The sequence below is a fragment of the Glutamicibacter soli genome, assembly GCF_052322135.1.
In the GTDB taxonomy this organism is placed as follows: domain Bacteria; phylum Actinomycetota; class Actinomycetes; order Actinomycetales; family Micrococcaceae; genus Glutamicibacter; species Glutamicibacter soli.
The window spans coordinates 2,224,675-2,244,656 of record NZ_CM125969.1 but is presented as its reverse complement, the minus strand read 5'-3'; the positions used below and the strand labels follow the sequence as shown (position 1 = coordinate 2,244,656).

The 19,982-nt window shown below is 69.2% G+C and carries 22 protein-coding genes and 1 riboswitch; of the genes, 21 read left to right on the top strand and 1 reads right to left on the bottom strand.

What is annotated here, in order from left to right:
• Positions 1-279 precede the first annotated feature (279 nt).
• From ACTX90_RS10625 to hisF, 13 genes are all read left to right on the top strand, one after another.
• Positions 280-1,029, top strand: a complete 750-nt coding sequence (locus tag ACTX90_RS10625; RefSeq protein ID WP_443442064.1) for a cytochrome — start codon at positions 280-282, stop codon at positions 1,027-1,029.
• 86 nt (positions 1,030-1,115) lie between these two features.
• Positions 1,116-1,679 carry a peptide deformylase gene (gene def, locus ACTX90_RS10620; RefSeq protein ID WP_047119409.1) on the top strand — a complete coding sequence of 188 codons (564 nt, stop codon included), beginning with the start codon at positions 1,116-1,118 and terminating at the stop codon, positions 1,677-1,679.
• A gap of 3 nt (positions 1,680-1,682) precedes the next feature.
• On the top strand, positions 1,683-2,615 hold the full coding sequence (fmt, locus tag ACTX90_RS10615) for a methionyl-tRNA formyltransferase (RefSeq protein ID WP_047119408.1): 933 nt from the start codon (positions 1,683-1,685) through the stop codon (positions 2,613-2,615).
• Positions 2,612-4,174: an RsmB/NOP family class I SAM-dependent RNA methyltransferase gene (locus ACTX90_RS10610; protein WP_047119407.1), complete on the top strand. Its 1,563-nt coding sequence runs from the start codon at positions 2,612-2,614 to the stop codon at positions 4,172-4,174. Before fmt ends, ACTX90_RS10610 begins: the two co-directional genes overlap by 4 nt.
• A gap of 96 nt (positions 4,175-4,270) precedes the next feature.
• Positions 4,271-4,933, top strand: coding sequence for a ribulose-phosphate 3-epimerase (rpe, locus tag ACTX90_RS10605; protein ID WP_053798341.1), 663 nt, complete (start codon positions 4,271-4,273; stop codon positions 4,931-4,933).
• 41 nt (positions 4,934-4,974) lie between these two features.
• Positions 4,975-5,112, top strand: a riboswitch (FMN riboswitch).
• Positions 5,113-5,231: 119 nt separating this feature from the next.
• Complete coding sequence (gene pnuC / locus ACTX90_RS10600; RefSeq protein WP_047119405.1) at positions 5,232-5,933, top strand: nicotinamide riboside transporter PnuC; 702 nt, start codon at positions 5,232-5,234, stop codon at positions 5,931-5,933.
• A gap of 5 nt (positions 5,934-5,938) precedes the next feature.
• Positions 5,939-6,979: a bifunctional diaminohydroxyphosphoribosylaminopyrimidine deaminase/5-amino-6-(5-phosphoribosylamino)uracil reductase RibD gene (gene ribD, locus ACTX90_RS10595; protein WP_443442063.1), complete on the top strand. Its 1,041-nt coding sequence runs from the start codon at positions 5,939-5,941 to the stop codon at positions 6,977-6,979.
• Between the two features lie 104 nt (positions 6,980-7,083).
• A complete protein-coding gene (locus ACTX90_RS10590; RefSeq protein ID WP_047119403.1) occupies positions 7,084-7,710 on the top strand; it encodes a riboflavin synthase in 627 nt (208 codons plus the stop codon).
• The gene (gene ribB / locus ACTX90_RS10585; RefSeq protein ID WP_424677986.1) at positions 7,710-8,963 is read left to right on the top strand and encodes a 3,4-dihydroxy-2-butanone-4-phosphate synthase; all 1,254 of its coding nucleotides are present in this window, start codon (positions 7,710-7,712) and stop codon (positions 8,961-8,963) included. The genes ACTX90_RS10590 and ribB overlap by 1 nt, the downstream gene beginning before the upstream one ends.
• A 35-nt stretch (positions 8,964-8,998) precedes the next feature.
• Positions 8,999-9,490, top strand: a complete 492-nt coding sequence (ribH, locus tag ACTX90_RS10580; RefSeq protein ID WP_047119401.1) for a 6,7-dimethyl-8-ribityllumazine synthase — start codon at positions 8,999-9,001, stop codon at positions 9,488-9,490.
• A gap of 109 nt (positions 9,491-9,599) precedes the next feature.
• Positions 9,600-9,863 (top strand): phosphoribosyl-ATP diphosphatase, encoded by a 264-nt coding sequence (locus ACTX90_RS10575; RefSeq protein ID WP_047120776.1) that lies wholly within the window; start codon positions 9,600-9,602, stop codon positions 9,861-9,863.
• Positions 9,864-10,010: 147 nt separating this feature from the next.
• Positions 10,011-10,859, top strand: coding sequence for an ATP phosphoribosyltransferase (gene hisG / locus ACTX90_RS10570; protein WP_047119400.1), 849 nt, complete (start codon positions 10,011-10,013; stop codon positions 10,857-10,859).
• A gap of 28 nt (positions 10,860-10,887) precedes the next feature.
• A complete protein-coding gene (gene hisF, locus ACTX90_RS10565; protein WP_047119399.1) occupies positions 10,888-11,658 on the top strand; it encodes an imidazole glycerol phosphate synthase subunit HisF in 771 nt (256 codons plus the stop codon).
• A gap of 97 nt (positions 11,659-11,755) precedes the next feature.
• Here the strand turns inward: hisF and ACTX90_RS10560 are convergent, their stop codons facing one another.
• Positions 11,756-12,373, bottom strand: coding sequence for a TIGR03085 family metal-binding protein (locus ACTX90_RS10560; RefSeq protein WP_443442062.1), 618 nt, complete (start codon positions 12,371-12,373; stop codon positions 11,756-11,758).
• 160 nt (positions 12,374-12,533) lie between these two features.
• On the opposite strand from ACTX90_RS10560, the gene hisI reads away from it, so the two are divergent.
• The 8 genes from hisI to lgt all read left to right on the top strand — a co-directional run bounded on the left by hisI (position 12,534) and on the right by lgt (position 19,686).
• The gene (gene hisI / locus ACTX90_RS10555; RefSeq protein WP_047119397.1) at positions 12,534-12,935 is read left to right on the top strand and encodes a phosphoribosyl-AMP cyclohydrolase; all 402 of its coding nucleotides are present in this window, start codon (positions 12,534-12,536) and stop codon (positions 12,933-12,935) included.
• Between the two features lie 102 nt (positions 12,936-13,037).
• Complete coding sequence (locus ACTX90_RS10550) at positions 13,038-14,606, top strand: anthranilate synthase component I (protein WP_047119396.1); 1,569 nt, start codon at positions 13,038-13,040, stop codon at positions 14,604-14,606.
• Positions 14,603-15,193: a Trp biosynthesis-associated membrane protein gene (locus tag ACTX90_RS10545; protein WP_443442061.1), complete on the top strand. Its 591-nt coding sequence runs from the start codon at positions 14,603-14,605 to the stop codon at positions 15,191-15,193. Before ACTX90_RS10550 ends, ACTX90_RS10545 begins: the two co-directional genes overlap by 4 nt.
• Positions 15,194-15,341: 148 nt before the next feature.
• Entirely contained in the window at positions 15,342-15,590 is a 249-nt protein-coding gene (locus ACTX90_RS10540) for an HGxxPAAW family protein (protein WP_047119394.1), read from the top strand.
• Between the two features lies 1 nt (position 15,591).
• Complete coding sequence (gene trpC, locus ACTX90_RS10535) at positions 15,592-16,416, top strand: indole-3-glycerol phosphate synthase TrpC (RefSeq protein ID WP_053798330.1); 825 nt, start codon at positions 15,592-15,594, stop codon at positions 16,414-16,416.
• Positions 16,417-16,532: 116 nt separating this feature from the next.
• Positions 16,533-17,867 (top strand): tryptophan synthase subunit beta, encoded by a 1,335-nt coding sequence (trpB, locus tag ACTX90_RS10530; RefSeq protein ID WP_047119392.1) that lies wholly within the window; start codon positions 16,533-16,535, stop codon positions 17,865-17,867.
• Positions 17,868-18,665: a tryptophan synthase subunit alpha gene (gene trpA / locus ACTX90_RS10525; protein ID WP_047119391.1), complete on the top strand. Its 798-nt coding sequence runs from the start codon at positions 17,868-17,870 to the stop codon at positions 18,663-18,665. It abuts the gene before it with no gap.
• A 1-nt stretch (position 18,666) separates the two neighbouring features.
• A complete protein-coding gene (gene lgt, locus ACTX90_RS10520; RefSeq protein ID WP_047119390.1) occupies positions 18,667-19,686 on the top strand; it encodes a prolipoprotein diacylglyceryl transferase in 1,020 nt (339 codons plus the stop codon).
• The last annotated feature ends 296 nt before the right edge of the window (positions 19,687-19,982 follow it).

The window sequence follows — 19,982 nt, the reverse complement described above, 5'->3', positions numbered from 1 at the left end:
GGAACGTTTTCGTTCTTTCCAACGAGTAAAAACTCTATACGAGTTTTCCCAAGCTTCCAAATCGAAAGGCTGAGATCTGGTTCACAAAGCCCAAAACCCGCGGAATTACGGGGAATAATTCCTAAACGCGCGGCGACTAGGGGCGAAGTGTCCACCTGCGGTGCAATCATCGTGTATATGACGTCACCGAAACTAGCGATTCAGACCGATCGTGGCCGCATGTACAGCCGCCGGGTCGGCGGCGAGGCAACGGTTCCATCGATTACGACAATCATTGGTATGGACCATGTCGACCTCACCGGTTGGGCGGGCTACATGGCAGCCAAGTCCTTATCCGAGGATGCCCGGCTTGCCGCGTCCATCTCCGAGCTCGGCCGTATGAGGTCGCTCGTGCGTGATTCGGCTACCGCGGCGGAGTCCTACCGTGATGCGGCGGCCGCACGTGGCGACCGGGTGCACAACTATGCAGAGCAGTGGGCGCTGGCGGAACTAGGCCAGCCGCACGAACTGGATTCGGCGCGCCAACTGCTGCAGGCCCATGGCGAACAGGACTACGCCGCCCACTTTGAATTCTGGTGGCGCGACTACCGGGTGGAGCCGGTGGCCGCGGAGGTGACCGTGTGGAACGAGAGCATCGGCTACGCCGGGACCATCGACCTGGTCGCGAAGATCGGCGGAAGGGACTGCCTGGTCGACTACAAAACAAAGACCAGCGACCGCGACGGCTTCGTCAAGCGGCCCGACGACAAGGTGATCATGCAGCTTGCCGCCGCCTGCAAGGCCGAGGAGCGGGTCGCCGACGCGGAGGCCGGGCAGTGGGAGCCGTGGCCGTATGGTGCTGACACCATGCTGCTGGCGGTGGCCCTGGGCCCCACCGGCAGCCGCACCTTCATGGCGCCTGCGGCCGCCATGCCCGACTACTGGGCCAAGTTCTACGCGCTGCGCCGCAACTGGGAGGCGTCCTACAGGATCGCCAGGTCACGGGCCACGCTGGTGGAAATCACTCCACCACCTCAGCGCCAGCCGTGATCGACCGCGTAGACTGGATGGGCTTGGGTCTGGCGCGGCTGGACCGGGCGATCCGCTGAAAACAACAGAAGGCAGTTTGAAGAACTATGGCAATTTTGGGAATTCGGATCATCGGTGATCCCGTCCTTCGCACCCCAGCGCAGGAGGTGACCGAGTTCGGACCGGAAATCCAAAAGCTGGTCGAGGACATGGACCAGACCATGGAAAACGTCGACGGCGCCGGCCTGGCCGCGCCGCAGGTCGGCGTATCGCTGCGCGTCTTCACCTACCAGATCGGCGAGGAGCGCGGGCACATCATCAACCCGGTGCTCGAGCTGAGCGATGACTTCCAGGAGGACCAGGTCGAAGGCTGCCTGTCCATCCCCGGCATCGCCGCCCCGGTCCCGCGCCGCCGCCATGTGCGCGCCACCGGCTTCGACAAGTTCGGCACCCCGCTGGTGCTCGAAGGCGAAGGCATGCTCTCGCGCTGCGTGCAGCACGAAACCGACCACCTGGACGGCATCCTCTTCCTTGACCGCCTGCCCGCCGACGAGAAGAAGGCGGCCTGGCGCAAGCTGCGCGCCACCAGCTACTCGCAGACCGCCAACCAGACCATCGCCAAGCGCTCCGGATCGCTGGGCTCCAGCTTCGGCGCAGGATTGGGGAAGTAGCCCGTGCGCATCCTCTTCGCCGGCACCCCGCAGGTCGCCGTCACCTCCCTTGACTCGCTGCACGCGGCAGGATTCGACATCGCCGCCGTGCTCACCCGCCCCGACGCCCCGCTGGGCCGCAAGCGCGTGCTGACCCCTTCGCCGGTTGCCGCCCGCGCCGCGGAGCTCGGCCTGCCGGTCATCAAGGCCTCCAAGATCACCGCCGAGGTCACCGAGCAGCTGCAGGGCCTGGATCTGGACGCCGCCGCCATCGTCGCCTTCGGCGGGCTGGTCCCGGAAGCCGCGCTCTTGGTCCCGCGCCACGGCTGGATCAACCTGCACTTCTCGCTGCTGCCGAACTGGCGCGGCGCCGCCCCGGTGCAGCACTCCATCATCAACGGCGACGACATCATCGGCGCGGTGACCTTCCAGCTGGAAACCGGGCTGGACACCGGCCCGGTCTTCGGCCAGGTCACCGAGGTGGTCAACGAGCTGGATACCGCCGGAGTGATGCTGGAACGGCTCAGCGCCTCCGGCTCGATGCTGCTGGTGCAGACCCTGCAGGCGCTGGACGCCGGCCAGGCAGTCGCGGTCCCTCAGACCGGGTCGCACACCTACGCGCCGAAGATCACCGACGAGGACGCGCAGCTGGACTTCACCCGCCCGGCCACCGAGATCCGCCGCCGCGCCCACGGCACCACCCCGTTCCCCGGCGCCTGGTGCGCGGTGGGGGGCCAGCGCTACAAGTTCGGCCCGCTGCGCGAACGCCGCGACGTGGCCGGCCTGGCTCCCGGGCAGCTGCGCATCGAACCGGGCAAGCAGCCCACAGTGCTCATCGGCACCGCCACCTGGGCCCTTGAACCGACAATGATCCAGCCCCCGGGCAAGAAGATGATGAACGCCTCAGACTGGGCCCGCGGCATGCTGACCCAGGGAACGGAAGTGAGCTTCGCATGAGCGCGAACGAACAGCGCGGGAATTCCCGCCCAGGGCGCCGCGGCGCGGAGCACGGCGACGGCCAGCGCCGCAACGAGGCCGGGCGCACCCGCAACCGCGGCCAGGGCGGGCGCCCGCGCCAGTACTCGCAAGCCGCCCCCGGCCAGCGCAAGCGCAGCGCCGACCCGGCCCGCCTGGTCGCTTTCAAGACCCTGCGCGAGGTGTCCGGCGCGGATGCCTACGCCAACCTGGTGCTGCCCAAGCTGATCCGCGAATACCAGCTGGACCGCCGCGACGCGGGCTTCGCCACCGAACTGGCTTACGGCGCGCTGCGCGGCCAGGGGCTGTACGACGCGATCCTCACCACGCTGGTCGACCGCCCGCTGGCCGAGCTGGACCCGGCGATCCTGGACGCGCTGCGCCTGGGCGCCCACCAGCTGCTTGCCATGCGCGTGCCGAAGCACGCCGCCCTGGACGAGACCGTGTCCCTGGCCCGCGCGCAGATCGGCGCCGGCCCCTCGGGGCTGATCAACGCCGTGCTGCGCCGCGTGAGCGAACGCGAGGCCGGCGAATGGATCGAGCAGCTCACCGCCGCCGCGGAGGGCGACGCCGCGAAGCTGGCCATCGAGCACTCCCACCCGGACTGGATCGTGCGCGCGCTGCGCGGCGCGCTGATCGCCCACGGCCGCGACGCCGGCGAGCTGGCAGCGCTGCTGGAAGCCGACAACGCCGCCCCGGTGGTCAACCTGGTGGCCCTGCCTGGGCTCGGCGACCTGTCCGGCGCGCTGGAATCCGGCGCGGAACCCGGCACCCTGCTGGCCGATTCGGCCACCTACAAGCACGGCGACGTGGCCCGGGTCCCCGGGGTGCGCGAAGGCACCGTGCGCGTGCAGGACGCCGGAAGCCAGGTCATGGCCCGCGCCCTGGCCAACGTGGAGCTGCCGGAAGCCGGCGACGACCGCTACTGGCTGGATCTGTGCGCCGGCCCCGGCGGCAAGGCGGCCCTGCTCGGCGCGCTGGCCGTGCAGCGCGACGCCCGGCTGACCGCCAACGAGCCCACCGCCCACCGAGCCCGCCTGGTGGAGAACTCCATGGACGCGGTGCCGCACGACTACTGGATGGTCACCCAGCAGGACGGCCGCGCCTACGGCGGGGAAGACTACGCCGGGGACTACGACCGCATCATGGTCGACGCCCCCTGCTCCGGCCTGGGCGCGCTGCGCCGCCGCCCCGAATCGCGCTGGCGCAAGGCCCCGCGCGATATCCCGGAGCTCACCGCCCTGCAGGGCGAGCTGCTGGACGCCGCCTTCCGCGCCGTGCGCGTGGGCGGGGTAGTCGGCTTCGTGACCTGCTCGCCGCACCAGGCCGAAACCCGCCTGGTGGTGGAGGACTTCCTCAAGCGCACCCCGCAGGCCAAGCTGCTGGACACCGGCGCCGAGGTCGCCAAGGTGATGTACCAGGACGCACCGGCCGCCGGCCACGCGCTGGGCGAGGGCTCCACCGCGCAGCTGTGGCCGCACCTGCACGGCACCGACGCGATGTTCATGGCGCTGCTGACCAAGGCCGCCCCGGCCGAATAAGGCCGCGCCGCGTCACCAACTGCCAGCGTCCGCCCGGACGCTGGCAGTATTGGCTTGAGAAGTATCCAGCCCCTGCCCGAACCCAAGGAGCCACCGTTGAGCACCGCGCGCATCCACCCCTCGATCCTCTCCGCCGACTTCGCCAACCTGGAGCGCGAGCTGCAGCGCATCCACACCGCCGACGGCGTGCACGTGGATGTCATGGACAACCACTTCGTGCCCAACCTGACCCTGGGCAAGCCGGTGGTCGAGGCGCTGCACAAGGTCAGCGAGCTGCCCATCGACGTGCACCTGATGATCGAGGACGCCGACCGCTGGGCCCCGGAATACGCGCAGCTGGGTGTTGACTCGGTGACCTTCCACGTGGAGGCCTCCGCTGCGCCGATCCGGCTGGCCCGCGAGCTGCGCGCCGCCGGTTCCAAGGCCGCCATGGCGCTGCGCCCGGCCACGTCGATCGAGCCCTACCTGGACATGCTCGGCGAGCTGGACATGCTGCTGCTGATGACCGTCGAACCGGGTTTCGGCGGCCAGAAGTTCCTGGACCTGGTGCTGCCCAAGATCCGCCGCGCCCGCGCCGCCATCGACGGCTCCGGCAAACCCATCGCCCTGCAGATCGACGGCGGCGTCTCGCGCGACACCATCCTGCGCGCCGCGGAAGCCGGGGCCGACGTGTTCGTCGCCGGGTCCGCGGTGTACGCTTCGCCGGAGCCGTCGGTGGAAATCGACGTATTACGCAATCTTGCGCTGGGTGCGCACTGAAGCGCCACAAAGTATGCAACAATAACGAATGTAAACGTAAATACGTGCTCCGGGGTCGGTGAAAGTCCGAACCGGCGGTGATAGTCCGCGACCCGCGTCCAAGGCCACAAGCCGAGGAAGCGGTTGAGCCGGTGGAATTCCGGTACCGACAGTTAAAGTCTGGATGGGAGAAGCACGAATTTGATTTGCCTTGCGGTAGTGCCGGCGGTTCCCTGAGCGGAGCCGTATTCTTCGGCCCATGCCGCAGGTCCATCAAATGCACACCCCCCGGAGCCGCCGCTTCGAGAAGGGTGGAAAGATGGATTTCCTGCGGTGGCTCATTGAAGCTTTTAATTCACAAATTGCGGTAGGTTCCTCGGCACTGCTGGTGCGCGAGGTTGTCGGCAACATCTTCGGCTTGGCCAGCGCCGTGGGCGGCATGCGCCGCAAGGTCTGGGCCTGGCCGGTCGGCATCGTCGGCAACCTGCTGCTGCTGACAGTATTCCTCGGCAGCCTGTTCGACACCGACTACGCCGCGAACCTCTGGGGCCAGGCTGGCCGCCAGATCATGTTCATCTCGGTCTCGATCTTCGGCTGGTACCGCTGGAAGCAGGCCCGCGACGGCAGCGGCAGCGCCGTCACCCCCGTCTGGGCCTCGAACAAGATCCGCCTTGGCCTGGCCGCCACGCTGGTGCTGGGCACCGTGGCGCTCACCCCGCTGTTCCGCATCCTCGGCTCCTACGAGCCGGTCTGGGCCGACGCGTGGACCTTCGTCGGATCGCTGCTGGCGACCTTCGGCATGGCCAAGGGCTGGGTCGAGTTCTGGCTGATCTGGGTCGCGGTCGACGCGGTCGGCGTGCCGCTGCTGTTCTCCGCCGGCTACTACGCCAGCGCGTTCATGTACCTGTTCTACGGCGCCTTCACGCTGATCGGCTTCTTCGTCTGGGCCCGGGCCAAGAAGGGCGACAAGCCGGCGGTGGAAACCGAGCTGCCCGACCCGACCCTGCAGTCCAAGCGGTAACCGCCATGGCCACCGAACAGCAGCTCGACGCGGCACTTGAAACCGCGCTGGAAACCGCCCGCCGGGGACACCGCGGCGCCAACCCGCTGGTCGGCGCCTGCATCCTGGACGAGAACGGTTCGCTGATCGCCACCGGCTACCACCAGGGCGCCGGCAGCCCGCACGCGGAGATCGACGCGCTGCGCCGCCTGGGCCGGATCTCCCGCGAACGCGCCGCCACGCTGACCATGGTCGTCACCCTGGAGCCGTGCAACCACACCGGGCGCACCGGTCCCTGCGCGGCGGCCATCGCCCATGCGGGCCTCGGCGCGGTGCACTACGGGCAGGCCGACGACACCGCCGCCAGCGGGGGAGCGGACTACCTTTCCGCCGCCGGCGTGAAGGTCAGCCAGGCGCGCGAGGCCTCCGCGATCCGCGAGCTGAACCACCGCTGGATCCGCGCCAAGGAACAGGGCCGCCCGTTCATCACGGTCAAGACCGCCCAGTCCCTGGACGGGCGCATCAACGCTCCGGACGGCACCAGCCAGTGGATCACCTCAGCGCAGTCCCGGGCGCACGCCCACGCGCTGCGCGCCCGGGTGGACGCGATCGTGGTCGGCACCAACACCGTGGTGCACGACGACCCGCGGCTGAACGCCCGCGCCGCCGACGGCACCGCGCTGCCGCGCCAGCCGCACCGGCTGGTCATGGGCCGCCGTGAACTGCCCGGAACCCTGGCCCTGGCCTTCGACGAGCACTGGGAACAGGTGCGCACCCGCGAGGTGCACGAGCTGATCGCCCGCGCGAGCGAGCTGGGCTACGGGCACCTGCTGATCGAGGGCGGCGCCACCGTCGCCTCGGCCTTCATCGCCGCCGACCTCGCGGACGAGATCTACTGCTACCAGGCGCCGGTCATCATCGGCGCCGGGGACTGTTCGGTGAACATCGCCGCCACCCGCACCCTGAGTGACGCGCGCGCCTACCGGATCGACGCCTTCAGCGGCGAAACGCTAGCCCGGCTCGGCCCCGACATTATGCTGCACCTGGAACCGCTGCCGGACAATTAGGCGCCATCCAGCACTCCCGCACCACCACCGCGCCCCGGGCGGCGGCTTTGCCGCACCCGAAAACCAGCGGTCCCACGCACTTCAGACTAAGGAAACCACCAACCATGTTCACCGGAATCGTCACCGGAACCGGCACCATCACCGGCATCACCACCGATCCGCGCAAGGACCTTGCGGTCCTCACCCTGAAGGCCCCCGGGCACACCGAGGACCTGGGCCTGGGCGGCTCGCTGGCAGTCAATGGCGTCTGCCTGACCGCCACCGCGCTGGACGGGGACACGCTCAGCGTCGACGTCATGGGCGAAACGCTGAACCGCACCACCACCGGCCAGCTGGCCGAGGGCTCCATCGTGAACCTCGAACGCTGCACCCCGGCCGGGGCCCGGCTCGACGGCCACGTCGTGCAGGGCCACGTCGACGCGGTCGGCGCCGTGCTGGCCCGCGAGGACCACGGGCAGTGGACCACTTTCCGCGTCTCGGTGCCCGATCAGTACGCCCCGCTGACCGCGGAAAAGGGCTCGATCGCGCTGGACGGCATCTCGCTGACGCTCACCGCCGTCTCCCCGGCCGATACGCCTGCCGGCGGGCACTGGGTGGAGGTCGGCATCATCCCCATCACCCTGGCCGAAACCACCATGGGCTCCCGCCAGGTCGGGGACCGCATCAACATCGAGGTCGACGTCCTGGCCAAGTACGTCGCCCGCCTGAACGCTTTTGGAGGTCGAAACTAATGGCTGCCGCATCCTTTGATTCCATCCCCGCCGCCCTGGCCGCGCTGGCCGCCGGCCGCGCCGTAGTGGTCGTCGACGACGAAGACCGCGAAAACGAGGGCGACATCATCTTCGCCGCCGAGCACGCCACCGCGCAGCTGATGGCCTTCACCATCCGCTACACCTCCGGGGTCATCTGCGTTCCGCTGGATGCCGAACGCGCCGACGCGCTGCGCCTGGCCCCGATGGTCGGCATCAACCAGGACGCCAAGGGCACCGCCTTCACCGTCAGCTGCGACGCCGCCAGCGGCATCAGCACCGGCATCAGCGCCGCCGACCGCGCGCTGACCAGCCGGCTGCTCGCCGACCCGGACACCGTCCCGGAGCAGCTGCACCGCCCCGGGCACATCTTCCCGCTGCGCGCCGCCGCCGGCGGGGTGCTCGAGCGCCGCGGCCACACCGAAGCCGCCGTGGACCTGTGCCGCGCCGCAGGCCTGTCCCCGGTGGGCGTGATCGGCGAAATCACCCACGACAACGGCGAGATGATGCGGCTGGACGCGCTGCGCGTCTTCGCCGCCGAGCACAGCCTGCCGCTGATCACGATCGACGACCTGGCCCGATGGCGCCGCATCAACGACGCAATCGAGCTCACCGACCCGGTCGCGCTGCCCACCGGCTTCGGCGAATTCACCGCCCGCGCCGCGCTGGTCGAGGGCCACGAGCACCTGGTGCTCAGCCATCCGGGCCCGGACGGCGCCGAGCCCGGCAACCTGGTGCGCATCCATTCCGAGTGCCTCACCGGCGACGTGCTCGGCTCCTACCGCTGCGACTGCGGCGAGCAGCTGCAGGCCGCGATGACCCGGATCGCCGCCGAGGGCGGGCATCTGGTCTACATCCGCGGCCACGAGGGCCGCGGCATCGGGCTGGTCAACAAGCTGCGCGCCTACGCCCTGCAGGAGCGCGGGCTGGACACGCTGGATGCGAACCTGCACCTTGGCTTCCCGGCCGACGCGCGCGAGTACTTCGCGGTCGCCGCGATCCTGGCCAAGCTGGGCCTGCAATCCATCCGGCTGCTGAGCAACAACCCGGACAAGCGGGACAAGCTCACCGAGGCCGGCATCCAGGTCGCCGAGCTGGTGCCCAGCCTGGTGCCGCCGCGCCGCGAGAACGAAGCCTACCTGCGCACCAAGCAGGCCCGCTTCGGCCACCAGCTGGGCCTGCCGCAGGACTCCGCCCAGGACGAGGCGCAGGCGCAAACCTACCACGGCGCCTGAGCGCCGACACCGACACGAACAAAGGACATCCCACCATGAGCAAGCATGGAGCACCCGCCAACGTCGCCGAGGAGTTGAAGGCGCTGGCCGCTGGCGACGCCTTCTCCCAGCTGAAGGTCGCCATCCTCGCGGCCAGCTGGCACGAGGTCATCATGAACGGGCTGATCGACGGCGCCCAGCGCGCAGCGAAGGACGCCGGGCTTGAAGCGTCCACCACGCTGATCCGCGTCCCGGGCACCTTCGAGCTGCCGGTCGCCGCAGCCACCCTGGCCGGGGACTACGACGCGGTCATCGCCCTGGGCGTGGTCATCCGCGGCGGCACCCCGCACTTCGACTACGTCTGCCTGGCCGCGACCAACGGCTTAACCAATGTGAGCGTGGACACCAAGACCCCGATCGGGTTCGGCGTGTTGACCTGCGACACCGAGCAGCAGGGCCTGGACCGCGCGGGACTGGAGAACTCCAGCGAAGACAAGGGCTACGAGGCCTACAGCGCCGCGGTCATGACCGTCGCGGCGCTGGGCTGAGCCGCCGGCCGGAGCACCGCCGCGCGGCCGGGTCCGAGCCCGGGGCCGAGCCGTCACAAAGCAGGCCCCGAGTTCGGCCCCGACCGCGCGAAACGCTAGACTGGTGGATGTGAAAACTTTTGAGGAGCTCTTCAGCGAACTGTCGCTCAAGGCCCAAACCCGCCCGGAAGGCTCTCGTACCGTCACCGAACTCGACTCCGGTGTCCACGGCATCGGCAAGAAAATCGTCGAGGAAGCCGCCGAAGTGTGGATGGCCGCCGAGTACGAATCGGACCAGGAAGCCGCCGAGGAAATCTCGCAGCTGCTCTACCACGTGCAGGTCCTCATGATCGCCAAGGGAATGTCCCTGGCCGACGTTTACAAGCATCTCTAGCCGTCGCGCGGGCCGCGGTCGGATCCCTGTCCGGCGATCCGCACCGCGCCTACGCACGGCGGCAGTAGCAACGGCCAACGAAACCACTCCTTGGCGCTTGTTTTTGGCACCACGCCGCAGCGCCACACTCCTGAAACGAGTCACCTTATGCTCCGCGTAGCCCTGCCCAACAAGGGTGCCCTGTCCGATATCGCCTCCACCATGTTCAAGGAGGCCGGCTACCTCCAGCGCCGCGATTCGCGCGAACTGGTCATGGTGGACGAGGACAACCACGTTGAATTCTTCTACCTGCGCCCCCGCGACATCGCCGTCTACGTCGGCCGTGGCATCCTGGACGTCGGCATCACCGGCCGCGACCTGTACCTGGACGCGGATGTCGACGACGACGTAGAGGAGCTGATCCCGCTGGGCATCGGCAAGTCGGCGTTCCGCTTCGCCGCCCCGGTCGGCGCCTACACCGACGCCAGCCAGCTGAACGGCAAGCGCATCGCCACCAGCTACGACGTGCTGCTGCGCCACTACCTTGAGAAGTCGGGCATCGACGCCTCCGTCGTCCGCCTGGACGGCGCCGTCGAGTCCTCGGTCCGCCTGGGCGTGGCCGACGCGATCGCCGACGTGGTGGAAACCGGCAACACCATCAAGGCCGCCGGCATGGAGATCTTCGGCGAGACGCTGCTGGCCTCCGAGGCCGTGCTGATCGGCCGCATCGGCCACCAGCCTGCTGGCCTGGACGTGCTCACCCGGCGCCTGAGCGGCGTGCTCGTCGCCCGCCAGTACGTGATGCTGGACTACGACGTGCGCCGCGACCTGGTGGAGCAGGCCTGCGCGCTGACCCCGGGCCTGGAGTCGCCGACCGTCTCCGATTTGGCGAACTCCGAATGGTGCGCGGTGCGCGCCATGGTCAAGAAGTCGCAGACCAACAACATCATGGACGAGCTGTACGACGTGGGCGCCCGCGCCATCCTGGTCAGCCAGATCCACGCCTGCCGCATCTAGCCGGCCCGCACCCAAGGAGCAATTCGCGATGAGCGTTGCAATTCGAGTGATTCCCTGCCTCGACGTCGATGCCGGCCGCGTGGTCAAGGGCGTGAATTTCGAAGGCCTGCGCGACGCCGGGGACCCGGTGGAGCTCGCCCGCCGCTACAACCTGGCCGGCGCCGACGAGCTGACCTTCCTGGACGTCACCGCGTCCAGCTCGGACCGCGAAACCACCTACGAGGTGGTCCGCCAGACCGCCGAAGAGGTGTTCATCCCGCTGACCGTCGGCGGCGGCGTGCGCGCAGTGGAAGACGTGGACCGGCTGCTGCGCAACGGCGCCGACAAGGCCTCGATCAACACCGCCGCCGTCTCCCGCCCCGAGGTGATCAACGAGATCACCGAGCGCTTCGGCTCGCAGGTGCTGGTGCTGTCCCTGGACGCGCGCCGCACCACCGACCCGTCGATCGCCTCCGGCTACGAGGTGACCACCCACGGCGGCCGCCAGGGCACCGGCATGTGCGCGGTGGCCTGGGCGAAGGAAGCGGCCGAGCGCGGCGTGGGGGAGATCCTGTTGAACTCCATCGACGCCGACGGCACCAAGGACGGCTTCGACCTGGAAATGATCCGCGCCGTGCGCGCCGAGGTCAGCGTCCCGCTGATCGCCTCCGGCGGTGCCGGGCGCCCGGAGGACTTCCCGCCGGCCATCGAGGCGGGCGCCGACGCGGTGCTGGCCGCCTCGATCTTCCACTTCGGCCCGATCGACATGATCGCCCGCGTCAAGCAGAAGATCCGCGAGGCCGGCTACCCGGTCCGCTAACGCCGCAGGCAGAAAAGCGCCGGCCCCTTCCACCAGGGGGCCGGCACTTTTTGCGCCGTCGTGAACGCCCGCGGACTGAGGGTCCAGGCGGCGGGGACTAGAGCGAGGGCTTGTAGCGCTTGATGATTTCCAGCGCGGTGTCCCCGCCCTCGAAGGTGACCAGGCAGTGCTCGGTGCGCCCGAACGCATAGAGCATCAGCTCCGGCACCGGGCCGCTGATCGACACCGCGTTGCGGGCCTTCTTCGCCACGTGGCGCTGGCCGTCCGGGCGGGTGAGGATGATGCCGACCGGGGCCTTGCGGAACAGTAGCCGGGACATCCGGGTCAGCGACTGCCAGAGCATCTCGGTGTACTCCTTGTCCAGCACGCGCGGGGCCCACTGCCCGCGGGCGCGGCGCACGTCCTCGGTGTGGACGAAGTATTCGCTCAGGTTCGCGGCCTGGTCGACCTTGTCGATGGCGAACGGCGAGTACTTCGCCGGCCCCGAGCGGAAGCGGCGCACCAGCGCGGCGTAGCGCTCGGGGGATTGCGCCTCGGCGGCGGTCTGCCGCAGCTTCTCCTCCAGTTTCCCGGACAGCGGCTTGAACACCGTGCCGGCAGAGAGCAGCGAATTCTCGCGCAGGACGAGGTGCGCGGCCAGGTGGCGGGTCTGCCAGCCGGCGCACAGGGTTTCGGCGGTGGGACCTGCGGCCAGCAGCGTCTCGGCCAACGCCAATCGGGAAGCGTGAACTAAGTGCATCACCTCTGAAACTAGCACGCTTCGCGGTGCCGTGCGCGCAATGCGCGGCGGGTGTCGGGCACCTCCGGGCCCGGCCGGCGTCAACCCGCAGGTCACGGGGCACGGGATCGGGCGCGCACGCAGTATGCTGTAGGGGATGGCTACTTCTCATGAGGGTCCGCGCCCGGACCCCGAATCCCCGGAACTCGACCCTGCGATCGCGCAGCGTCTCAAGCGCGATGCCAACGGCCTGTTCGCCGCCATCGTGCAGCAGCACGACACCGGCAAGGTGCTGATGCTCGGCTGGATGGACGACGAGGCCCTGCGCCGCACGCTGGGCACCGGCCGGGTGACCTTCTTCTCCCGCTCCCGCCAGGAGTACTGGCGCAAGGGCGATACCTCCGGACATTTCCAGTTCCTCAAGTCCGCGGCGCTGGACTGCGACGGCGATGCGCTGCTGCTGCAGGTCGACCAGGTGGGCGCCGCATGCCACACCGGCACCGAATCCTGCTTCACCGGCCGCGAGCTGCCGGCCGTCGTCGGCCACCGCCCGGCCTAGGCCGCACCGGATCCGGCCGCACTGCCCAGGCATCGCCCGCACCAAGGCCCGCGCACGGGCCGGACGACCAGAGCATCGATCAGCGCGTAGAAGAAGAAACAGATGAAAACCCTCGGCACGATTACCCCCACCCGCGAGGCATTCCTCGCCATGGCCGCCACCCGCCGCGTCATCCCGGTGACGGTCTCGGTGCTGGCCGACTCGCTCACCCCGATCGGCCTGTACCGCACCCTGGCCGGCGGCCGCCCGGGCACCTTCCTGATGGAGTCGGCCGCGGCCGGCGGCGTCTGGAGCCGCTACTCCTTCATCGGCGTGAACTCGCCTGCCACCCTGAGCACCCGCGGCGGCCAGGCCTACTGGCAGGGCAACGCCCCGGCCGGCCTGCCCACCGGCGGCGTCGGCGTCGAGGTGCTGCGCGACACCGTGCGCGCCCTGCACACCGAGCCGATCCCCGGCATGCCCCCGCTGACCGGCGGCATGGTCGGCTTCATCGGCTGGGACTGCGTGCGCCACTGGGAGAAGCTGCCCCACCCGCCGGCCGACGACCTGAACCTGCCCGAGCTGAGCATGAACCTGGTCGGCGACATGGCGGTGCACGACGCCACCGAGGGCACGCTGACGCTGATCGCCAACGCCATCAACTTCGATGACAGCGACGAACGCGCCGAGGCGGCCTACGACGCCGCCGTGACGCGCCTGCAGGGCATGCTTGAGAAGCTCGACGCCCCGCTGCCGGGCACCGCCGCGGCGCTGTCCGGCACCGACGTGCCCGCTCAGCAGCTGATGTCCTCCGTCACGCACTCCTGGGAGGAATCCGGCTACCTGGATGCGCTGGCCAAGTCCAAGACGGCGATCGTGGACGGGGAGGTCTTCCAGATCGTGGTCTCGCGCCGCTTCGAGCTGGAAACCCAGGCCGACGCGCTGGACGTCTACCGCGTGCTGCGCGCCACCAACCCCAGCCCCTACATGTACCTGTTCAACTTCGTCAACGAGCACGGCGAGCCGTTCCAGATCGTCGGCTCCTCCCCGGAAGCGCTGGTCACCGTCAACGACGGCCACGTCGTCACCCACCCGATCGCCGGCTCCCGGCCGCGCGGGGCGAACTACGAGGAAGACCAGCTGCATGAGAAGTCGCTGGTCAACGACCAGAAGGAACGCGCCGAGCACCTGATGCTGGTGGACCTCTCGCGCAACGACCTCTCGAAGGTCTGCCAGGCCGGCAGCGTGGAGGTCACCCAGTTCATGGAGGTCGAGCGCTTCAGCCACATCATGCACCTGGTCTCAAACGTCGTGGGCAAGGCGCGCGAGGACGTGGACGCGTACGACGTGCTTGCCGCGACCTTCCCGGCCGGGACGCTGTCCGGGGCGCCCAAGCCGCGCGCCCTGCAGCTGCTGGATCAGTACGAGCCCTACCGCCGCGGCATCTACGGCGGCGTCGTGGGCTACCTGGACTTCGCCGGGGACATGGACATGGCCATTGCCATCCGCTCCGCCCTGCTCAAGGGCGGGCGCGCCTACGTGCAGGCAGGCGGCGGCATCGTGAACGACTCGAGGTTCGCCGACGAGGCCCTGGAAACCGTGAACAAGGCGGCCGCGCCGCTGCGGGCCGTCTGGGCCGCGCAGTCCATGCATGCCGCGCACACCACCACCGAATCGGATGAGAGCAAGTGAAGCAGAAACTGACTGCCCGCAATCTGGCCTTCCTCGGTGCGCTGGGCGCCGTGATCGTGCTGTGGTCCGCCACCCGCACCTGGATCACCGTCGATGTGCAGTCCGGCACCGTGCAGATCCCGCAGATCGTGGTCGACGGCGCCGCCGCGGCGGCCGCAACCACCGCGCTGTCCATCGCGGTGCTCGCCGGCTCACTGGCCTTGCTGATCGCCGGCAAGATCTCCCGCTACATCATCGCCGCCATCTGCCTGCTGGCAGGCCTCGCGATCATCTCCGCCGGCGTGGCCACGCTGGCCGATCCGCAGGCCGCCGCCTTCACCGCGGTGTCCACCGCGACCGGCCTGGCGCAGAACGCCGCCGAGTACTCCGTGAGCGCCTGGCCGGCGGTGGCCATCGCCGGCGGTGCGCTGATCTGCGTGCAGGCGGTGCTGGTGCTGGCCGTCGCCCGCAGCTGGGCGATCAAGGCGGACAAGTATTCCCGGTCGGCGGGGAAAACCGCGGCTGAACCCAAGGACGCCTCCTCGCGGAACATCTCCAGCTGGGAGCAGCTTTCCGACGGCGAAGACCCCACCGAGGACCCGCGCTGAACGTGATTCCGGCCACCTGGTCGACACGTTCGCCGCAGGAATAGGACTGAAGCGAACTCAGATGGCAGAATGGAAGCAAGCAGATCACCGTGCAGGCCCGGCTACCGGGCAGGCGCACGCACCACAACAACCAAGGAGACATCGAGCAATGTCGCAGAAAACCGAGATCGATCCGGTATACACCGAGCAGATTGGCCACGGTAACTCCGTCGCAGCCTGGGCTTGCGTCCTGACCATGATGGTCGGCGCGATTGCCGGCGGCATCGCCTTCGCGAACCTGAACTGGACCTTCTTCTGGATCTCCATGGGCGTCGTCGTCCTGGGCCTGGTCCTCGGCGGCGTGCTGAAGGCCGCGGGCTTCGGCGTGGGCGGTTCGCGCAGCGGAGCAGCGCACTAAGTTGACTGTTCTTGATGACATCATCGCGGGCGTCCGGGAAGACCTGGGCGCCCGTCGCGCGCTTCAGAGCCTTGACGTGGTCAAGCAGCGCGCCGCGCAGGCCCCGGCGGCGCTCGACGCCTACGCCGCCCTGGGGGGCCATGCCGACCCCGCGCAGCGCGACACCGTCCTGCGGGTGATCTCCGAGGTCAAGCGCAAGTCCCCGTCCAAGGGCGCGCTGGCCGACATCCCGGAGCCGGCAGTGCTGGCCGGCGAGTACGAGGCCGGCGGCGCCTCGGTGATCTCCGTGCTGACCGAGGCCCGGCGCTTCGGCGGCTCGCTGGACGACCTGGACGCCGTGCGCCAGGCCGTGAGCATCCCGGTGCTGCGCAAGGACTTCACGGTCGACGAGTACCAGATCTACGAGGCCCGCGCCCACGGCGCCGACCTCGTGTTGCTCATTGTTGCGGCGCTGGATGACCAGAGACTGCGAACCTTTCTAGAATTGACCCATGACTTGGGAATGAACGCGCTGGTGGAGACGCACACCGAAGAGGAGATCGCGCGCGCGATCGCCGCGGGCGCGAAGATCATCGGCGTGAACGTGCGCAACCTGAAGACGCTGGACGTTGATCCGGCGAACTTCGGCAAGCTCGCCCACCTGCTGCCGGCCGACGCGGTCATCGTCGCCGAATCCGGCGTGGAGTCCACCGTGCAGGTGCGCCAGTACGCCGCGGACGGCGCCGACGCCATCCTGGTCGGCGAGGCGCTGGTCAAGCACGCCGACCCGCGCACCTCGGTGCAGGAGTTCATCCAGGCAGGAACCGCGGCCAAGCCGCAGCGCTGAGGCGGACGACCCCGACCACGGCGCAGCCCACCAAACTGATCGTGCCCCGCAGGAAGCTTCCGGCGGGGCACGAAATCTACCACGATTGACGTTTCGTTGAAGGAAAGAGGGAATCGATGAGCACACCGGAGCACTCCGAGCACGCCGACTCGATCGACCAGCAGTCGCTTAAGCACGCCAGCGGCCCGTACTTCGGTGCCTACGGCGGACGATGGATGCCAGAATCCCTCATGGCCGCCATGGACGAGCTGAACGAGACCTTCGAAGCGGCCAAGAACGACCCCGAGTTCGTCGCCCAGGTACGCGACTTGAACACCAACTATTCCGGGCGCCCCTCGCTGCTGACCGAGGCCAAGCGCTTCTCACAGCAGTACTGCGACGGCGTGCGCATCTTCCTCAAGCGCGAGGACCTGAACCATACCGGCAGTCACAAGATCAACAACGTGCTCGGCCAGGCCCTACTGGCCAAGCGCATGGGCAAGACCCGCATCATCGCGGAGACCGGAGCGGGCCAGCACGGCGTCGCCTCGGCCACCGCCGCGGCCCTGATGGGTCTGGAGTGCGTGGTCTACATGGGCGCCGAGGACTGCCGCCGCCAGGCGCTGAACGTCGCGCGCATGCGCCTGCTGGGCGCCACCGTGATCCCGGTGACCGTCGGCTCCCAGACGCTGAAGGACGCGATCAACGAGGCGCTGCGCGACTGGGTCGCCAACGTTCAGACCACCCACTACCTGCTGGGCACCGCCGCCGGCGGCGCACCCTTCCCGGCGATGGTCCGCTACTTCCACGAGGTCATCGGCGAGGAGGCCCGCGAGCAGATCCTGGCCCAGGCCGGACGCCTGCCCGACGCGGTCACCGCGTGCATCGGCGGCGGCTCGAACGCCATCGGCATCTTCCACGGCTTCCTCGATGACAAGGACGTGGCGTTGTACGGCTTCGAGGCCGGCGGCGACGGCGTGGACACCGACCGCCACGCCGCGACCATCACCCTGGGCCGCCCGGGGGTGCTGCACGGCGCGAAAAGCTACCTGATGCAGGACGAGGACGGGCAGACCATCGAGTCGCACTCGATCTCCGCCGGCCTGGACTACCCGGGGGTCGGTCCCGAGCACGCCTTCCTGGCGGACATCGGCCGCGTGAACTACGAACCGGTCACCGACACCGAGGCGATGGACGCGTTCAAGGCGCTGTGCCGCACCGAGGGCATCCTGCCGGCGATCGAGTCCTCCCACGCGCTGGCCGGCACCATGCGGCTGGCCAAGAAGCTGGTCGCCGACGGCGCGACGCCGGAAGAGACCATCATCATCGTGAACCTCTCCGGCCGCGGTGACAAGGACGTGGGCACCGCCGCCGCCTGGTTCAACATGATCGACGAAAAAGACGCAGACGCGGAAATCAGCGGCGCCGCGGCGGCCGCCGAGCGCTCCGCAGCGGATGACGAGGAGAAGTAGATGACCCGCGTGACCAGCGCCCAGAAGATCGCCGCGGCCCGCGCCGAGGGGCGCCCTGCCCTGATCGGCTATTTGCCCGCAGGCTTCCCCGACGTGCCCACCAGCATCGAGGCTGCCGTCGCGCTGGCCGAGAACGGCGTGGACATCATCGAGATCGGCATCCCGTATTCGGACCCCGTGATGGACGGCGAGGTCATCCAGGCCGCCACCGTGCAGGCGCTGGCCAATGGCTTCCGCGTGGCCGACGTGTTCGAGATCGTGCGCGGCATCACCTCGCGCACCGACGCCGCGGTGATGGTCATGACCTACTGGAATCCGGTGCTGCGCATGGGCGTGGACGAGTTCGCCCGCCGCTTCGCGCAAGCCGGAGGCTCCGGGCTGATCACCCCGGACCTGGTGCCGGAGGAAGCGGCCGAATGGATCGAGGCCAGCGAAAAGCACGAGCTGGAGCGCGTGTTCCTGATCGCGCCGTCCTCCACGGCCCAGCGTGTGCAGCGCACCGTCGACGCCTCCTCCGGCTTCATCTACTGCGTTTCGCTGATGGGCGTTACCGGCGCCCGCGCCGAGGTGTCCTCCGCGGCGCAGGCAGTGGTCGACGCGGCCCATGCCGCCGGCGCGGAAAACGCCTGCGTGGGCCTGGGCGTCTCGCGCCGCGAGCACGTGCAGGAAATCGGCGCCTACGCGGACGGGGTGATCGTGGGCACCGCCCTGGTTGCCGCGCTGCGCGACGGGGGAGTCGCAGCGGTCGCAGCGCTGGCCGCGGAGCTGAGCGGCGCGGCCGCCAAGGAGCACGCCTAGGATGAACCTGTCCGCACAGCTTGCCCTGGCCCTGCCCGCCTCCATCCCGTCCCCGCCGCCGGAGTTCTCCAAGTTCTCCATCGGCCCGCTGACCATCCACGCCTACGCGCTGTGCATCCTGGCCGGCATCCTGATCGCCCTGTGGGTGACCAACCGCCGGCTGACGGCGCGCGGCGGCAATTCGGACATGCTCTGGGACATCGTCATCTGGGCGATCCCGTTCGGCATCGTCGGCGGGCGGCTCTACCACGTGCTGATCACCGACCCCGGCTACTACTTCGGCCTGGGCGGGCAGCAGTCCCACTGGGCTGAGATCCCGCAGCTGTGGCTGGGCGGGCTGGGCATCATGGGCGCGATCTCGCTCGGCGCGGTCGGCGCGCTGATCGGCTGCCGCCGCACCGGGATCCGGCTCTCGGCGTTCGCCGACACGGCCGCCCCGGGCGTGCTGCTCGCGCAGATGGCCGGACGCTGGGGCAACTGGTTCAACCAGGAGCTCTTCGGCGCCCCGACCACCCTGCCCTGGGGCCTGGAGATCGACCCGGGCAACCACAACTTCCCGCCCGGGCTGCCGGCGGACACGCTGTTCCACCCGACCTTCCTGTACGAATCGGTCTGGAACCTGCTGGGCTTCTTCGTGCTGATCGGGCTGGACCGCAAGTTCCAGCTGCGCCGCGGCGCGCTGTTCTGGTGCTACGTGATCTGGTATGGCATCGGCCGCACCTTCACCGAGTCGCTGCGCCTGGACCCGGCCGAAGTCATCACCATCGGCCCGCTGTCCCTGCGCATCCACCAGTGGCTGGCCATCGGCCTGATCGTGCTGGGCACCGTCGCGCTGATCTACGTGCTGGCCAAGCTGCGCCCGCAGCACCAGGACTCGATCTTCCTGCCGGGCCGCGAACCGGCGGCCGTGGACGCGGGCCAGGACGCGAGGGCCGACGACGCCTCCGCCTCGAACACGCCTGCCGACTTCGACAAGCCTGCCGACTCGGGCTCGCCCGAGGGCCCCGAGGCCAAGGGCTGAGCGCACCGCATCAAGCAACTCCGGCAAGGGGGCCATCCATCAAGGATGGCCCCCTTTGCCATGCCCGCCAGCAGGGCCCGAATCGTCGACAACGCGCGTCCTGCTCGAAACCCCGCGTCAAAAACCCGCAATCGGGCGAAACATTCGCCCGCGCGCCGAACGCGGCGGCGTTGCGCGCGCAACATTTTCGAAACATGGCGCGGCTGCCGGTTTCGGGCAGAACGGCGGGGTTCGCGCCCAGCCTCGGCGGCGAAGCGGGCAGGGGAGCGCAGAAAGTTCATAGGTGCTTTTAACAT

Bases quoted from the DNA above. Each gene is read 5' to 3' on its own strand.
- pnuC (WP_047119405.1), top strand. From the start codon at position 5,232: ATGGATTTCCTGCGGTGGCTCATTGAAGCTTTTAATTCACAAATTGCG.
- ribB (WP_424677986.1), top strand. From the start codon at position 7,710: ATGGCTGCCGCATCCTTTGATTCCATCCCCGCCGCCCTGGCCGCGCTG.
- ribH (WP_047119401.1), top strand. From the start codon at position 8,999: ATGAGCAAGCATGGAGCACCCGCCAACGTCGCCGAGGAGTTGAAGGCG.
- trpA (WP_047119391.1), top strand. From the start codon at position 17,868: ATGACCCGCGTGACCAGCGCCCAGAAGATCGCCGCGGCCCGCGCCGAG.
- trpB (WP_047119392.1), top strand. From the start codon at position 16,533: ATGAGCACACCGGAGCACTCCGAGCACGCCGACTCGATCGACCAGCAG.
- hisG (WP_047119400.1), top strand. From the start codon at position 10,011: ATGCTCCGCGTAGCCCTGCCCAACAAGGGTGCCCTGTCCGATATCGCC.
- ribD (WP_443442063.1), top strand. From the start codon at position 5,939: ATGGCCACCGAACAGCAGCTCGACGCGGCACTTGAAACCGCGCTGGAA.
- lgt (WP_047119390.1), top strand. From the start codon at position 18,667: ATGAACCTGTCCGCACAGCTTGCCCTGGCCCTGCCCGCCTCCATCCCG.
- ACTX90_RS10610 (WP_047119407.1), top strand. From the start codon at position 2,612: ATGAGCGCGAACGAACAGCGCGGGAATTCCCGCCCAGGGCGCCGCGGC.
- ACTX90_RS10550 (WP_047119396.1), top strand. From the start codon at position 13,038: ATGAAAACCCTCGGCACGATTACCCCCACCCGCGAGGCATTCCTCGCC.
- hisF (WP_047119399.1), top strand. From the start codon at position 10,888: ATGAGCGTTGCAATTCGAGTGATTCCCTGCCTCGACGTCGATGCCGGC.
- ACTX90_RS10590 (WP_047119403.1), top strand. From the start codon at position 7,084: ATGTTCACCGGAATCGTCACCGGAACCGGCACCATCACCGGCATCACC.
- def (WP_047119409.1), top strand. From the start codon at position 1,116: ATGGCAATTTTGGGAATTCGGATCATCGGTGATCCCGTCCTTCGCACC.
- ACTX90_RS10625 (WP_443442064.1), top strand. From the start codon at position 280: ATGGACCATGTCGACCTCACCGGTTGGGCGGGCTACATGGCAGCCAAG.
- hisI (WP_047119397.1), top strand. From the start codon at position 12,534: ATGGCTACTTCTCATGAGGGTCCGCGCCCGGACCCCGAATCCCCGGAA.
- ACTX90_RS10540 (WP_047119394.1), top strand. From the start codon at position 15,342: ATGTCGCAGAAAACCGAGATCGATCCGGTATACACCGAGCAGATTGGC.